Source organism: Rhizobium sp. RSm-3, from assembly GCF_001854685.1.
GTDB classification, from domain to species: Bacteria; Pseudomonadota; Alphaproteobacteria; order Rhizobiales; family Rhizobiaceae; genus Rhizobium; species Rhizobium ecuadorense.
Window position 1 is genome coordinate 35,867 of sequence record NZ_MAWZ01000022.1, and the last position, 13,944, is coordinate 49,810.

Sequence of the window (13,944 nt, forward strand, 5' to 3'; positions counted from 1 at the left end):
CTTTATCGCCACGCGCGCGCCAAGCGAACCGCGTCACCAAACAGCCCCCAGCGGGAGCGTGCCTTGATGAAGGTGCCCGTGGTCGCCCGTTCCTTGTCGATCTTCGGGGTGCCATCGACTCGCACAAAGTTCTGTGCGGCCTGCGACAGCAACCTTGGATAAGTCGTGAAGAAATTGCGGGAATTGGTGTGCAGCAGGGCAGGCATGTCCTTGTATTTCCGCAAGTCTTTGATAACGAACGACTTTTCAAGCATCGACTTGTAAAGGGAGAGGTTCTCCTTGACCATCGGCTTTTTGCGATTCTTGATCTGGACGATTGCTTCGCCGGCGATGCGCCCCGACGTCATGGCGAGGTTGGACCCCTCGCGGTGCACCGCATTATTAAGTTGTGCCGCGTCGCCGACGACGACCCAGCCGTCACCAAAAAGCTGCGGAATTGCCTTGTAACCACCTTCTGGAATGAGATGCGCCGCATATTCCTTGACTTCCGCTCCTGCGATCAGCGGCTTTACCGACGGATGGCTTTTGAATTTTTCGAGCAGATCATAAGGACTTTCCATTGTTGCCGCGAATTCGGAGACAAGGCAGCCAATGCCGATCGAGATCGATTCTTTGTTGGTGTAGAGGAAGGCAAGCCCGGCCATGTTGCGAGAGATCGTGCCAACTGCCTCGATGACGCAGCCTTCATTGGCCTGGAGGCCGAACCGCTGGTCAATTACCTCTTCGGCCAGGAAATGCATTTCCTTGACGGCGAGCGCGACAGTTTCCGGTTTTGGCGTGTCACGCAATCCAGCACGCGTGCCGAGCAGCCCATTGACGCCCTCTGCGAGAACGACCACGTCAGCAAGAATCACGTCGCCGGCGCGGTCGGTGCGAACGCCAATCACCTTGCCCTTTGGATCACGAACGAGTTCCGTCACGGTCGTCTCGCATAGAAGCGTCGCTCCGGCCTCGCGCACCTTGCGTGAAAACCATTTGTCGAATTGGGCGCGAATGACCGTGTAGCGATTGTGTCTCGACTCGTTGAAGTCGTCCGACCGGTATTGCATACCGATGTGGGACGAGTCGTCCATCATCCAGAAGCGCTGCTCGACTAAGTGCCGCTCCAGAGGCGCATCATCCCGGAAATCCGGCAGGATTTTCTCCAGCATGTCCGCGTACATGATGGCGCCCTGCACATTCTTGGAGCCCGGATACTCGCCACGCTCCAACTGCAGCACCTTCATGCCGCGGTTCGACATCGTGTAAGCAGCTGCGTTTCCGGCCATGCCGGCCCCGATAACTATGGCGTCGAAGTTTTCCTCAGTCATGGGGCGCCCTCAGTTTGCAAGCTTATCGCGACTGTGCGGCGACAGTCGATGGGTGAAGAGTTCCGTTAATGACGGCAGTAAACGGATCGCATCGGTGACGACGCCGAGGTGGGCGAAATCAAAAATCGGCGCGTTAGGATCGGTGTTAATGGCTAAAATAAGATCAGCTCCCTCGACGCCAACGCGATGCTGGATGGCGCCGGAAATGCCGGCTGCTATGTAAAGCTTCGGCCGGATAGTTTTGCCAGTTTGGCCGATCTGCCGATCAGCAGGCATCCAGCCCTTTTGGACGAGGGGGCGCGAACAGCCATAATCGGCCCCGATCGTCCGCGCGAGTTTCTTCATAAGCTTCACGTTCTCCACCGCGCCGAGACCGAGGCCTCCAGCAACCACGACGTCCGCATAGGCGAGATTCGCCGTCGCCGACTGGCCATCGGACAAGAAACCGAGGACCTTAGTGACGATCTCTTCCTCGATCATCGACACTTTGTGTTGAATGACGCGTCCGATCTTATTATTCCCGCGCGGAGGCATGGCCATGACCCTCGGCCGGACCGTTGCCATCTGCGGCCGGCAGTTGAGCGTGTAGATCGTGCAAAGCAAGGAGCCGCCGAAAGTCGGCCGGGTCGCCGCAAGCGAGCCGTCCGCATCCACATCAAGTTCGGTGCAATCCGCCGTGAGCCCTGTCAACAAGGTCGTCGCCACGGAACCGGCAAGGTCGCGCCCGAGCGTCGTTGCCCCTAAAAGAAGGATTTCCGGTTTGTAGTTAGTAACCAGATCCGTCAATGCTTTGGTGAAAGGCTCATTTCGGTAGTCGGCGAGCAGTGGGGCCTCGACGAGGTAGGCCAGGTCGGCGCCATAAGCAAAAGCCTCGGCGATGGCAAACCACGTGGCCTCTCCCGGTGGTCCGAGAACGACGCCGGCAAGCTGGACGCCCAGCTTGTCGGCGAGCTTGCGGCCTTCGCCGAGCAGCTCGAAGGAGACGGGATGCACCTGATCGCGCTCCAGCTCCATGAAGACCCAAACGTGCCGATGGTCCTTAAACTGATCGGGCAGCTCTTTCTTCATGGCGGCACGGCCAGCGGCTGGAGGAGGGCTCTCTCGATTCGTGCTCAACATCGTCGCTCCTTGCCTTCATTCGCCGTCAAAGGCGAGTTCGCTTTCGAGCGCCGGCTGGCGCAAAAAGATCCCAGCGATCAACTCCTCCGCGAGATCGCGCGGTGTTTTTTCCGCGGTGTCGATCTGCTCCGCCTTTTCCGCCCGCTCAGGAGGGGCAAAGACCCTCTTAACGACGGTTGGCGAGCCACGCAGGCCGCACTTGGTGAGGTCCTCTATGCCAGCGTCGGCCGCATTCCACTTCACGATCTGGCTGCGCGCGGCCCGTAGCGCGTCATCGAGCGAGCCGCGGCGGATTTCGTTTGTGCCTTCGAGCATTGTAATTAGGCAAGGGAGCTTGCTCATCAGCGTCTGCGTGCCCCCTTCCGAGCGGCGCTCCACCGTAATCTCGCGCCCATTGATGTCGACAGAGACGATTTTGGCAACGTAGGTGAGCTGCAGGAGGTCGAGGCGCTTGGCGATGCCAGGCCCAACCTGGGCGGTATCGCCGTCGATGGTCTGTTTGCCCGTAAAGACGATATCGGGCGTACCGAAGGCCTCTCCGATCTTCGCGATGGCTCGCGAAAGAGCAAACGAGGTCGCCAGAGTGTCGGAGCCGGCAAAATGACGGTCGGTCAAGAGTACGGCGCGGTCGGCGCCGTAGGTGAGCGCCTTGCGCAACGCGTCCTCTGCCATGGGCGGCCCCATGGTGAGCACGGTCACCTCGCCGCCATGGCGGTCGCGCAACTGGAGCGCCTCTTCAAGGGCGAACAGATCATAGGGGTTGATGATGGTTGGCACTCCCTGACGCATGATTGTGTTCGTCACCGGATGCACTCGTATTTGTGCGGAGTCCGGTACCTGTTTGATACAGATAACTATGTGCATGGCGGTTTCTTACTCCCTCCCTCTATGGGTGGCGGGCTTGTCAGTACACATGCTTGCGTGCATCATTCGTGCCAACCGTTTGGCGTTCTCTATCACATTGAAATGGCTTCGATTCCGACGTTGCTAGCATATGACTGAATTGTAAGCTTCCCGACATTGTCGTGTCGCAACCGTGCTCACTTCTTTTCGAACGGCTTCAGGAAAGAGTCTAACGGGACAACGGTGCGGCCGGGTGTGACAGGTCTGTTCGGATTGTGGTCCTTGAGCACCTTGAAGACCCGGTGCGAGAGCGGCGCGGAGGTCGCGAAATCACAGTAGGCCCTTTCCAGTATGGCACGGGCACGAGCAGCGATTACCCGGTCTGGGAGATGGGAGAAGTCCTCTGCCGCGAGGTATTGGCCCATACGCTTCATGATATGGAGTCGTGAGACATCGAGAACCTTAGGGTCATAGGGGACCCCTAGGGCTGCGAAGAACTCCTCCGCAGCCGAGAGAGATTTCAGCCGATTGAGGATGTCTTTGACATCGACGGGACTGCTGTCAGCGGAGCAACGGCACATAAGATTCCCCCTGGTCGTGAGCGGTGATCGCGAGATCGTTCTCCCGTAGCTTAAGCTGCAACGTACGGAATGCGTGGTTCGACGCGGCTAGGCGCAAGGCAGTCGCGTTGCAACTGGAGTCGGCATAGGCTGGTGGTCGGATGCGATCCACCGATGGTGTCGAGAGATTGATTAAGATGATATGGCGCTGGGCCCCCTCCACGAACACGCATGGGCGGTGAACCGGCGATCTATGTGACTGAGAGCCCCGGCTTTTACCTGATCGTTCATACGATGCCGGTGCCGTCATGCAGGTCGTATCGGTGAAAAGGAATTGCCGTTTCATGAGCGTGCCTGCTCCTACTCCCCTGAACGAACCCGGCTGCTCGTGTCGGCCACGTGGCCGGAACGGCATTGGCTCCGGAGCCTTTCAACGATGCCCGGTAAAACTTCGAGCACCCGGTCGACATCCTCGTCACAGTTATCGCGCGAGAACGAGAAGCGGATTGTTCCGTGCGCCATAGCATGAGGGATATCCATTGCCCTCAAGACATGGCTCGGCTCCAGCGAACCGGAGGAGCAAGCAGAGCCGGAAGAGCAGGCGATGCCATAGCGGTTGAGAAGAAGGAGCATACTGTCTCCTTCGACACGTTGAAAGGCGATGTTCGCCGTGTTCGGCAACCTCTTAAGCCTATCGCCGGTTACGAAGGCGCCTGGAACACGCTGGACAATGCCGTTCTCCAATCGATCTCGGAGCGACTTTAATCGGGTGCTCTCGTCGTCTATTGATTTCAGGGCGAGTTCGGCAGCCTTGCCTAAACCGACAATCCCGGCCGTATTTTCTGTCCCTGCGCGTCGGTCGCGCTCCTGATGACCTCCCTTGATCAGTGAGGAGAAAGATAAGCCCCGCCTGAGATAGAGTGCACCAATGCCTTTTGGTCCATGGAATTTGTGTCCGGACAACGAAAGCATGTCGATTGCAGTAGGTTGGAGGTCCATTGGAACCTTGCCGACCGCCTGGACCGCGTCGGTGTGGAAAAGTGCACCGATTCTCTTGGCCATCTCGGCAAGCTTAGCGACCGGGAAAATGGTTCCCGTCTCGTTGTTCGCCCACATGATCGAAGCAATCGCTACACGATGAGTGAGGGCGGTCTCATAGGCGTCAAGATCGAGACGTCCATGTCGATCCACTGGGATCCTGTGTACCTTAATGCCGCGCGTCTTCTCCAGATGGCCGCAGAGTGTCAGCACCGCTGAATGCTCGACTGCGGAAGTCACGATCTCTGTGCGCTCAGGCATCACCTCCAGCGCCGAAAGGATCGCCGCATTGTCGCTTTCCGTCCCCCCCGAGGTGAACACGATCTCATGATCGAACTCGGCGCCGATCAGCGCTTGCAATTGCCGGCGCGCCTTCCTCACCGCCTCGCGGATGGAGGAGCCAAAAGCGTGCGTCGACGAAGGGTTTCCAAACTGATCCGCAAAGAACGGCAGCATGGCTTCAACCACTTCAGGATCGACTCTGGTCGTTGCATTATTGTCGAGATAGATCGCTCTCATGGGTGGATCTCGACTGAGGGGAAGCGGTGACAATGCTGCGGCGTCTTGCACATGCTGTTGTTTGATAGCCTCGGGCAAGCAGCGCGGGGTGGAGTCGTGCGATGGCGCGTCACGCGATCTTGTTGGCATCGATAACGTCGCATAGCCGCCATCAGTAGGAAGGGAAGAACGTTGTGCGCTCGCGCCTTTTCCAACGGTTGGATTCGCCGCGGCTGCTTAACTAGATGGGTCGCCAGCTTAGCTTGTCGCTGAGAACTGAACTGTTGCAGGCTGCGGCGATTTTTAGACCCTGTCCTACGCGATTGCCGGCTACAACATCCATTTCGACCCTGCCAATTTCTCCAGGCCTCAGATTTCTGTTGTGACGGTCTGATCGTCCTCCTCTGCCGGAACGAGGCTTTCGACGACCAGTATTGTATAAACCGCTGACACGTCTTCGACGGCTTGAACGAGTGTCGTCCGTCTACTGCCAGATCTAGCGAAGTGAGCGACTTGGTCATGAAATCAAGCCTCTTGACACGCACGCGTCTTCGCTCACCTTTCCTCGGCGCGGAACTGCTTGCAGAGGGGGCGTCTCCTTTGGAATCCTGGCCCGGATGCCCGCCAAAAAATTTTGCTGCCTCAGGATAATCCGTTGATGAGCAGACCTTTCTCTCCGGCAGCAAACCGCTTAAAAAGCCTGCTGTCTCCTGACGGACGGTTTGAGGCGCTTCGGCGGGCTTTAGGGTTATGAGTTCGGCCAGCGCTGGCGAGAAGGCGGTCGCTGGGTTGGAACGCAAGGACGACGGCGTCACCAGAAACGCTTCCACCGTTGGATCGACTCCAATTATCAATTCAGGCCCTCTACCGTAGGAAACTGCCCCGGTCTCGCTGAGGGGATTTTCCTGCACGCCGTCGTTCTTCGGATTGAAAAAGGAAACCATGACCTTTTCGCAATAATTCCGCATGGCTCTCTCGCTTTCTCGGTGATCAGCCGAAGGATTTGCCGCAAGTGCAGTTCTGGTGCGCATTGGGATTGTCGAAGACAAAACCGGAGGTTTCTGGTCCCGTCACGAAGTCGATCGTCATGCCGTTGATGTGTGCTTGCGAGTCTGCGTCAACGAACACCTTGACCCCATTTGTTTCGATCACCGCGTCGCCCTGGCCCTGGACGCTTTCTAGCCCCACCAGGTATTTGTAGCCGGCGCATCCACCTGCCTCGACCGCGATGCGAAAGCCTTCCGCCTGCTCGGCTCGGGAAAGCGTTACGTTCATGATGGCGGCGGCATTCTCTGTGAGCTTGATCATGGGATGATTCCTTTTTGTTCGATGGCGCATTTTCGGATTACCGTGCATGCGTCGTGCCAAGCGGTGAGGAAGGCCAAGAGTTCGATCAGCCCGCGTGTTGTATTCCTGCGTCGTCGAACATCGGAGATCTCGAAAGCGCGCCAACTCCAGAACGTCTGCCCGCGTATCTCCGTCTATCATTTTCGGTTGAGGCTCTCGTTGCCGCCGCACCGAAATCCCAGCGGTTCGGCGAAAATGAATGGGAGGCGACAACTGCTTCTAGATTTGTCGCTTGCGCGACATAAAAATTCTGCACGAGTTTTCGTGATTAACCGCTTAGCCCCTAAGCGCTTGGGCTATGGAACAGACATCTAATCTTTTCTGGAACGTCAGCTTAAGCGGCCGGAACAACTTTTGAAGCTCCCGTGACGAGGCTGCGGTCGCCAGCCCATATGAAGTCGATCCTCCATGGAGAGGACTAAGCACAATGTCACATGTGCCTCAGTTCCGCGGTTTTTGGGAAAAGGGCATCACCTACGGTACAAAGGACTTATCCCTCCGCGGCCGCCAGTACAAACCGTTTCTCCCGCCGGCGTTGCGCGGACGAGGGGATGTTCATCGCCTCGCGATATTTGGCGACTGTGCGGCGAGCAATGTCGACGCCTGTTTCCTTGAGCTTGGCAACGATGCCATCGTCGGACAGCACATCATGGAGCGTCTCTGCGGCAATAAGTGCCCTTATCTGATGGCGCACAGCTTCGGCCGAGTGCGCGTCACCGCCTTGTGAGGACGGGATCGCGACGGTGAAAAAATACTTGAGCTCGAACACGCCGCGGGGCGTGAGAATGTATTTGTTCGACGTTACCCGACTTACAGTGGACTCGTGCATGTCGATCGCGTCAGCGATGGTCTTAAGATTGAGAGGGCGAAGATGAGCAATGCCATCTTCCAAAAAGACATCCTGGTGGCGCACGATTTCGGTCGCCACCTTAAGGATCGTCGTGGCGCGCTGATCGAGACTCCGAACCAACCAGCTCGCGCTCTGGAAGCATTCGTTCAGGAATGACTGATCTTTCGAGCTTTGGGCGGTTAGGCGAGTAACTTGCGCAAAATAGGTTTGGTTGATCAGTACCTTGGGCAAAATCTCCCGATTAAGCTCGACGTGCCATCCGCCTCCCGGCGAGGGTAGGACGAAGACGTCGGGTATGATGGATTCCGACCTTGCGGACTGGAACTGGTTTCCAGGCTTTGGGTCAAGTGCACGAATTTCGTTCAACATATCGAGAAGGTCGTCTTCATCGACCCGGCAACGTCGCTTCAGTGCTCGAAAATCGCGTCGCGCAAGCAACTCGAGATTTGCGACCAGAGCTGCCATGGCCGGGTCGAACCGGTCTCGTTGGCGCAACTGAATCTCGAGGCATTCGCCCAGACTTCGCGCAAATATGCCCGGCGGGTCAAATAGCTGCAAAGCCTCAAGAACCCGCTTCACTCCAGCCTCAGGGCTATTTAGCCTCTCTGCTAGCTCCAGAAGGTTCACTTGCAGATACCCAGTGTCATCCAGATGGTCGGCAAGCGCGCCAGCAATCAGCCGCTCCTGGGGTGTGAAGGCAGTGAGGGCGATCTGATGGGCGACATGTTCGTGCAATGTCTCAGTTGAGGCGGCGAACTCATCCAGGGAAGGCCTTTCCCCCGGCGAAAGGTTGCCTGTGTCACGGATTGATTTCCAGGGACTAGACAGCTCAGGCATGTCCGTCCTGGCCGGTCCATCAACGTGGTCTTCGCGTGCGCTGATATTTGGATCATCCGCCGCAGTTGGCGATACGCCAGAAGCCCCGCCGTCATTCGACGCCAGGTCGAGAAATGGGTTCTTCTCGATTTCCTGTTCCACGAACTGATTCAGTTCGGTGTGCGCCAGCTGCAGCAAGCGAATAGACGCGATGAGCTGGGGCGTAATAACCAGCGATTGCTGCTGACGCTGATGAAGGCTTGTAAAGGACTTCATGGTTCGAGCAAAACTCCTATCATTCGGCGCAGGTGTGCACGACAAGTCGTAGCTGCTGGTCGTTGGCTTCAATGCTCATACGAAGGCTGGGGCCTTAAGGCATTTCAAAATGTTTTGCGGCGAAGAAACGCCATACGGATCGGTCGCGCAGTTGTCGCCAAAGCCTTCTTCCTCGAACCACCCCTCCACGACGCCATTATTGATCACGGCAGCGTAGCGCCAGGAGCGCAGACCGAAACCGAGATTGTCCTTGGCGACGAGCATACCCATTTTCCGAGTGAATTCTCCCGAACCGTCCGGGATAAGCTTGACATTTTTCAACCCCTGAGACTTGCCCCAAGCATTCATGACGAAGGCATCGTTGACGGAGAGACAGTAGATGTCGTCAATGCCATTCTTCTTAAACTCGACATAAAGACTTTCGAAATCAGGCAGTTGGAAGGTGGAGCAGATTGGCGTGAAGGCGCCCGGCAGCGAAAAAAGGATTACCCGCTTACCGCTGAAATAGTCGTCGGTCGTCTTGTCTTCCCAGCGGTAGGGGTTGGGACCGGATATAGACTCGTCGCGAACCCGCGTGCGAAAGGTGACAATAGGGACCTGCTTTTCCATGGTCATCAATGAAGCTCCTCTAGGAAAATTTATTTGCGGCCTCTCAGTCACGGCTAACACGAATCCGACCTCGGCCCACACGCCAGGGCAAGCAAGCGTCATGCCATTTGGCCTGAAGGAGATGGACTTGCGGTCAGCACAGGGCCTTCGTCGCCGCACTCGTGCGCTGCTCGTGCGGGCGAGCGAATTGTGAAGCCGTTGTGCCGCGCTGACGGCCGGGCGCTGTTTCGGCTACTTCCGACCGCATCTCGATCAAGGTTTCTCTGCCGCCTTTTAGAACCTTAGCATACTGCCCGCCAGTCCGGTCGCGGCGGGAAGGCGCGGGTCACGAGGTTTGAGGTTCTGCTCGTGCGTATGTCTACCCGCGCACGTTTTCTTGTTTGAAACTGCACAAGAAAGTTTGAGGTCCGACAAAAAGGGGGCGCCAGGCTCGGACCGCGCATCGAAAAATGGTGAAACGCAAACGGCTCCGATAATTTCGTCACAGAAGACGACGATGGCGGATATCCGCAGGTTGGGGGCGTGAAGAGCTCGCAGCCGCCAATATCGATCGGCTGATGCCGACCGGCACCCGGGTCGCGCTATGTAGCCTTTGGCCTACGAGCATTTGTTGCTCGGCTGACGTCGCCGCGGAGCTGATATTTTGTTCCTCTCACCGCTCACCGCTCAGCTCGCTGGCGACCTGCTGGGCGCCCGGCGCCGATGGCGACGCCACCCACCTGCCCGGCGGCTATCCCGAGCTGCAAGCCGGCGGCTCCGGGACTAGAAGTTTTCTCGCCCGGAATGCTCGATGTGGTAGCGCCCGGCACGTCCGTCTGCATCCCGACAATGCCGCCTAGTTCTTTACGCTGGCGCGCCAGGCTGGCCTTTCCAATACGCGGGTGGTAATTACCCGCTGATTTTCTTTGCGAGCGCATCCATGTCGGGCACGGTGATATGCCGGATGTTCTCGATGCGGATGACGCCCTCTTTGCGAAGCCGGGTCAACTGGCGGCTGACGGTTTCGATCGTCAGCCCGAGAAAGTCGGCAATCTCGGCACGCGATAGCGGCAGATCGAAGGCAGTGCTCGTCGCCGTCTCGGCGTGGGCGGCAATGAGGTGGAGCAGGCTTGCGACCTTCTCCTCGGCGGTCCGCCGGCCGAGCGTCAGCATCCATTCGCGCGCGGCATCCAGCTCGTTCAGCGCCTGAGCGTGCAGGCTACGCTGCAATTCCCTAGTCTCCAATATCATGCGTTCGAGCAAATTGCGGGGGAACACGCAGATCTCCGCATCGGTCGCGGCCTCGGCCGACAGCGTGCTTTCGCGCACGAAGGGGCGGCCGACGAAATCGGGGGCGAATTGCAGGCCAACGATCTGCTGGCGCCCGTCCGACATCACCTTGCAGAGCTTCACCACGCCGCGCGTGATGTTCGAATAGAAAGAGTTTTCCGATCCTTGTGCAATGATCTCGCAGCCTGCGTCGACCTTGCGGCGCAGCGAGTGGCGGCCAAGTTCGCTAAGCTGGCCAGCCGACAAGGCGCCGCAAACGACGCCGTGCCGCGCCTGGCAGGAACGGCAAGCGACGGAAGTGCCAATCACGAGAACCTCACTGCGTGCGACGTCCATGTCCTGATCCCTTCGAAAACCGCCTATGCCGGACATGCCCGAGACGACCACGCGGCCGTTGCGACTTCGGCTATCCCTATTTCTTCCAGCGCGTCTTTGATGGCTATCAATTTCATCGGGATTGCGATTTGATCCAGATCAAATCTCCGTACCCACGCTCTTGCCGTGCCAGGCAGGGTAGTTTGTGGATTTGTTTCGGACGGCATTTTCGGCCCGCCGCTTGAGCGGGCTTTCTGCGGCCATCGCCTTCCGTCTCGGCGGACGGTAGGCCACCATACCCATTGCTGTCAGGCAACACCCAATCGGCAGATTGCCGCCGACTCTTAGGGTGGTGTCGTCGGGCTGGTAGAACTGACATTCAGGACAAAGGAGTAGCACGCTTCGAGCTGTTCCCGGAATTCCGCCGCTAGCTCGATGCCACAATTCAAAGCTACCCACCCTCAAGCTATCCCACTGCATCGCAGTACATCAGGACATTCGTTACTCGTCGCGCTGTCTCTGGCCCCCGGCTGTGGTGGCTGGAAAAAAGTCGCACCTGAATAGATGGCATCCGGCACCTGATGTCGGGTTTTGTTAGATACGCGACACGGCCTTGATCAGCCAATCTTTAGTTCTGCCTTGAGCCAAAGCGCTGAAAGGCAATTGAAAAATTTCTTTCCGGCCAAATCAATCAAATTGGCATGAACTTTGAAGTTCTTCTTGCGGGGCGGCAAGGACTGTCGGCCGGTTTCTTTGGTGACCGCCATGGAGCGGAGGAAATCAAAATGCATCTGTGCTCAGAACGCATTTACCGGAAGAGAGGTACCCGTGAAAATCCGATGTCGACCGGAAGGGCGGGCGAGGCATCCAAGAAATTTCGACTTCGGCCAACAAAGCAGCGTGGATTTCGAGCCGCACGGCGATCTGATCGCTGCATCGCATGTCATTGGCGCCTCGCGCTGCTGAGATTGGAAATCTGGCGCTCAACGATTTTGCTCGCTCCCTCTCCGAGGAGAATTCGTTCTCGGCGAAGGGGCTTTGATGACAGGAGAAAAGCAGTGGCTACCATTAGGGTTCCAGAACATGTCCCTCCCGAAATGGTGAAGGACTTCAGCCTGTTCACGTCGCCCGGCATGGAGCGCATGCCAAATGGGGATCCGCACGCAGCTGTCGCTTGCCTCCATAATGGACCGAGAATCTTTTATTCTCCCTGCAATACGCGCGATGGCCGAGGTACCTGGGTCATCGTTCGCGCTCAGGACCAACGCAAATTGCTGCAGGACACCGGAACCTTTTCCAGCCATCGGAGCCTTTTCGCCTCGGCGCTTGGCGAAAACTGGCCGCTGATCCCGCTTGAACTCGACCCCCCGGCTCACAGCGTGTTTCGCTCACTTCTCAATCCGCTGCTTTCGCCCAGGCGGATAATGGAGCTTGAACCGGCGGTCCGTGATCGGGCGATTGCGTTGATTTCCAAGATTTCCGCGTCGAGCACAAGCTGCGACATCTTGACGGACTTCGCCTTTCCTTTTGCGGTTAGTATCTTCCTCCGTTTGCTCGGCTTATCCGATGAGCGCCTCAATACATTCGTGGGCTGGGGGAAGGACCTGCTCCACGGCGACGGCATCAGACGAACCGCAGCCGCCCGAACAATTTTGGCGTTCATCGATGAACTTGCAGCGATGCGCCGCAAAGAACCGGCCGACGATTTCATGACCTTCGTCGTGCAGGCAAAGGTCGACGGCCGCCTGTTGAGAGACCAGGAAATCCATGGAATAGGCGTGCTTCTATTCGTCGCGGGACTGGACACCGTGGCAACGGCGATCGGCTTTGACCTGGCCTATCTCGCGCGCAATCCGACAGAACAGGAATTGCTGCGGAGCAAACCGGATCGAATTGTGCTCGCAGCCGAAGAACTGCTTCGCGCCTATTCGACCGTGCAGATGATCCGTGTGGCGACGAAAGATATCAATTTCGAAGGCGCGCCGATCCGTAAGGGGGACTACATTTCCTGCGCCACGATGATTGCCAATCGTGATCCGGTGGAATTCGAAAATCCGAACACGATCGATTTGGCACGAGAAGACAATCGCCACACCGCTTTTGCGTACGGTCCCCATCGCTGTCTTGGATCACACCTTGCCCGGCGAGAGATCGTCATCGGCCTGGAGGAGTGGCTGTCGCGCATCCCTGACTTCCGTATCAAGGATGGTACGGCGCCCATCACCTATGGGGGCCACGTGTTTGGAATGGAGAATCTGATCCTGGACTGGTCCTGATAATTGAGAGGAGGAAAGACATGGAGTACCGTATGCGCGTCATAGTGCACACTTCCAAATGCCAAGGTCATGCAAGATGCTGGGCCCAAGCGCCCGAAATATTCAATCTTGACGACGAGGGATACATACTGCCCGGTGCAATCGATGTCGAGGAGAGGGACGAACTGTTCGCGTCGCGAGGCGCTCGATCCTGCCCTGAACGTGCGCTGGAGATAGATTGCGTTTCGGATGCGTTGCTCGATCGCCTTTTGTTCAACCAACATTGTGGGGGTTGAAACGCAACGCAACTGGTGCATGACGGCGCCGTCGCTGTCCAAACACCTTACCCGCAGCTCTCCCATTGATGTCTACTTCTAAGGGCAGTTGTTTACATGCATGCCTAAGCAGAGGGAGGGTTTTTCCTTACGTCAGCCGAGCAGTTGAAAGCTGGCTGCGTCACTGGATGGGTAAGCGCCCCGATATCAGATGTGCGACAAGCGATGAAACACAAAAAAATTACCGAATTGCTCGACCGCGAGGCGCTCCGCGACTGCCTCTATCGGTATTGCCGCGGGATAGACCGCGCCGATGAAAGGGCGCTGCGCAGTTCCTACTGGCCCGATGCACGTGACAATCACGGGACCTATTCCGGTTCGGCCGAGGGCTTCATCGAGTTCGCCCTTGGTGTCTTCAAGACGGGACCGCGCAACATCCATCAAATCACGAACATTCTGATTGAGTTCAAAGCCGACTGATAATGCTTTCATCGAAGCGTTCAATGGCCGCTTCCGTGCAGAATGCCTGAACCAGCATTGGTTCCTGACCCTTGCGGATGCCCG

At 57.4% G+C, this 13,944-nt stretch carries 12 protein-coding genes and 3 pseudogenes; 5 read left to right on the top strand and 10 right to left on the bottom strand.

Annotated elements, in window-relative coordinates; genetic code table 11:
• Positions 1-2: 2 nt before the first annotated feature.
• The 8 genes from BBJ66_RS18745 to BBJ66_RS18780 form a co-directional block, all read right to left on the bottom strand.
• Positions 3-1,310 carry an FAD-binding protein gene (locus BBJ66_RS18745; RefSeq protein ID WP_008536548.1) on the bottom strand — a complete coding sequence of 436 codons (1,308 nt, stop codon included), beginning with the start codon at positions 1,308-1,310 and terminating at the stop codon, positions 3-5.
• A 9-nt stretch (positions 1,311-1,319) separates the two neighbouring features.
• Positions 1,320-2,429: an electron transfer flavoprotein subunit alpha/FixB family protein gene (locus BBJ66_RS18750; RefSeq protein ID WP_008536549.1), complete on the bottom strand. Its 1,110-nt coding sequence runs from the start codon at positions 2,427-2,429 to the stop codon at positions 1,320-1,322.
• 15 nt (positions 2,430-2,444) lie between these two features.
• Positions 2,445-3,293: an electron transfer flavoprotein subunit beta/FixA family protein gene (locus BBJ66_RS18755; RefSeq protein WP_004678528.1), complete on the bottom strand. Its 849-nt coding sequence runs from the start codon at positions 3,291-3,293 to the stop codon at positions 2,445-2,447.
• 176 nt (positions 3,294-3,469) lie between these two features.
• Positions 3,470-3,853 carry a nitrogenase stabilizing/protective protein NifW gene (gene nifW / locus BBJ66_RS18760; protein WP_008536550.1) on the bottom strand — a complete coding sequence of 128 codons (384 nt, stop codon included), beginning with the start codon at positions 3,851-3,853 and terminating at the stop codon, positions 3,470-3,472.
• Positions 3,854-4,192: 339 nt separating this feature from the next.
• Entirely contained in the window at positions 4,193-5,389 is a 1,197-nt protein-coding gene (gene nifS, locus BBJ66_RS18765) for a cysteine desulfurase NifS (RefSeq protein ID WP_012489549.1), read from the bottom strand.
• A gap of 969 nt (positions 5,390-6,358) precedes the next feature.
• Positions 6,359-6,676: a HesB/IscA family protein gene (locus BBJ66_RS18770; RefSeq protein ID WP_009995752.1), complete on the bottom strand. Its 318-nt coding sequence runs from the start codon at positions 6,674-6,676 to the stop codon at positions 6,359-6,361.
• Positions 6,677-7,205: 529 nt separating this feature from the next.
• Positions 7,206-8,657: an RNA polymerase factor sigma-54 gene (gene rpoN, locus BBJ66_RS18775; RefSeq protein ID WP_011053429.1), complete on the bottom strand. Its 1,452-nt coding sequence runs from the start codon at positions 8,655-8,657 to the stop codon at positions 7,206-7,208.
• A 75-nt stretch (positions 8,658-8,732) separates the two neighbouring features.
• Positions 8,733-9,272: a peroxiredoxin gene (locus tag BBJ66_RS18780; RefSeq protein WP_004678566.1), complete on the bottom strand. Its 540-nt coding sequence runs from the start codon at positions 9,270-9,272 to the stop codon at positions 8,733-8,735.
• An 803-nt stretch (positions 9,273-10,075) separates the two neighbouring features.
• Between BBJ66_RS18780 and BBJ66_RS34245 the strand changes: the two are divergent.
• Positions 10,076-10,165, top strand: a pseudogene (locus BBJ66_RS34245) (L,D-transpeptidase); the annotation flags it as partial.
• On the opposite strand, the gene BBJ66_RS18785 reads toward BBJ66_RS34245, so the two are convergent.
• The gene (locus BBJ66_RS18785) at positions 10,155-10,871 is read right to left on the bottom strand and encodes a Crp/Fnr family transcriptional regulator (protein ID WP_010009905.1); all 717 of its coding nucleotides are present in this window, start codon (positions 10,869-10,871) and stop codon (positions 10,155-10,157) included. The pseudogene BBJ66_RS34245 and the gene BBJ66_RS18785 sit on opposite strands and share 11 nt — an antisense overlap.
• A 596-nt stretch (positions 10,872-11,467) precedes the next feature.
• Positions 11,468-11,641, bottom strand: a complete 174-nt coding sequence (locus tag BBJ66_RS34765; RefSeq protein ID WP_010009909.1) for a hypothetical protein — start codon at positions 11,639-11,641, stop codon at positions 11,468-11,470.
• 306 nt (positions 11,642-11,947) lie between these two features.
• Between BBJ66_RS34765 and BBJ66_RS18790 the strand changes: the two genes are divergently transcribed.
• The 4 genes and pseudogenes from BBJ66_RS18790 to BBJ66_RS33355 form a co-directional block, all read left to right on the top strand.
• Positions 11,948-13,126, top strand: coding sequence for a cytochrome P450 (locus tag BBJ66_RS18790; protein WP_010009913.1), 1,179 nt, complete (start codon positions 11,948-11,950; stop codon positions 13,124-13,126).
• Between the two features lie 20 nt (positions 13,127-13,146).
• The gene (locus tag BBJ66_RS18795) at positions 13,147-13,401 is read left to right on the top strand and encodes a ferredoxin (RefSeq protein WP_004678571.1); all 255 of its coding nucleotides are present in this window, start codon (positions 13,147-13,149) and stop codon (positions 13,399-13,401) included.
• Positions 13,402-13,605: 204 nt separating this feature from the next.
• Positions 13,606-13,848: pseudogene (locus tag BBJ66_RS18800) on the top strand (nuclear transport factor 2 family protein); the annotation flags it as partial.
• Position 13,849: 1 nt separating this feature from the next.
• A pseudogene (locus tag BBJ66_RS33355) lies at positions 13,850-13,944 on the top strand (integrase core domain-containing protein); the annotation flags it as partial.

Excerpts from the sequence above, each read along its gene's own strand:
- BBJ66_RS18755 (WP_004678528.1), bottom strand. The coding sequence starts at position 3,293 with ATGCACATAGTTATCTGTATCAAACAGGTACCGGACTCCGCACAAATA.
- BBJ66_RS18750 (WP_008536549.1), bottom strand. The coding sequence starts at position 2,429 with ATGTTGAGCACGAATCGAGAGAGCCCTCCTCCAGCCGCTGGCCGTGCC.
- nifS (WP_012489549.1), bottom strand. The coding sequence starts at position 5,389 with ATGAGAGCGATCTATCTCGACAATAATGCAACGACCAGAGTCGATCCT.
- BBJ66_RS34765 (WP_010009909.1), bottom strand. The coding sequence starts at position 11,641 with ATGCATTTTGATTTCCTCCGCTCCATGGCGGTCACCAAAGAAACCGGC.
- nifW (WP_008536550.1), bottom strand. The coding sequence starts at position 3,853 with ATGTGCCGTTGCTCCGCTGACAGCAGTCCCGTCGATGTCAAAGACATC.
- BBJ66_RS18795 (WP_004678571.1), top strand. The coding sequence starts at position 13,147 with ATGGAGTACCGTATGCGCGTCATAGTGCACACTTCCAAATGCCAAGGT.
- BBJ66_RS18745 (WP_008536548.1), bottom strand. The coding sequence starts at position 1,310 with ATGACTGAGGAAAACTTCGACGCCATAGTTATCGGGGCCGGCATGGCC.
- BBJ66_RS18780 (WP_004678566.1), bottom strand. The coding sequence starts at position 9,272 with ATGACCATGGAAAAGCAGGTCCCTATTGTCACCTTTCGCACGCGGGTT.
- BBJ66_RS18790 (WP_010009913.1), top strand. The coding sequence starts at position 11,948 with ATGGTGAAGGACTTCAGCCTGTTCACGTCGCCCGGCATGGAGCGCATG.
- BBJ66_RS18770 (WP_009995752.1), bottom strand. The coding sequence starts at position 6,676 with ATGATCAAGCTCACAGAGAATGCCGCCGCCATCATGAACGTAACGCTT.
- BBJ66_RS18785 (WP_010009905.1), bottom strand. The coding sequence starts at position 10,871 with ATGGACGTCGCACGCAGTGAGGTTCTCGTGATTGGCACTTCCGTCGCT.
- rpoN (WP_011053429.1), bottom strand. The coding sequence starts at position 8,657 with ATGAAGTCCTTTACAAGCCTTCATCAGCGTCAGCAGCAATCGCTGGTT.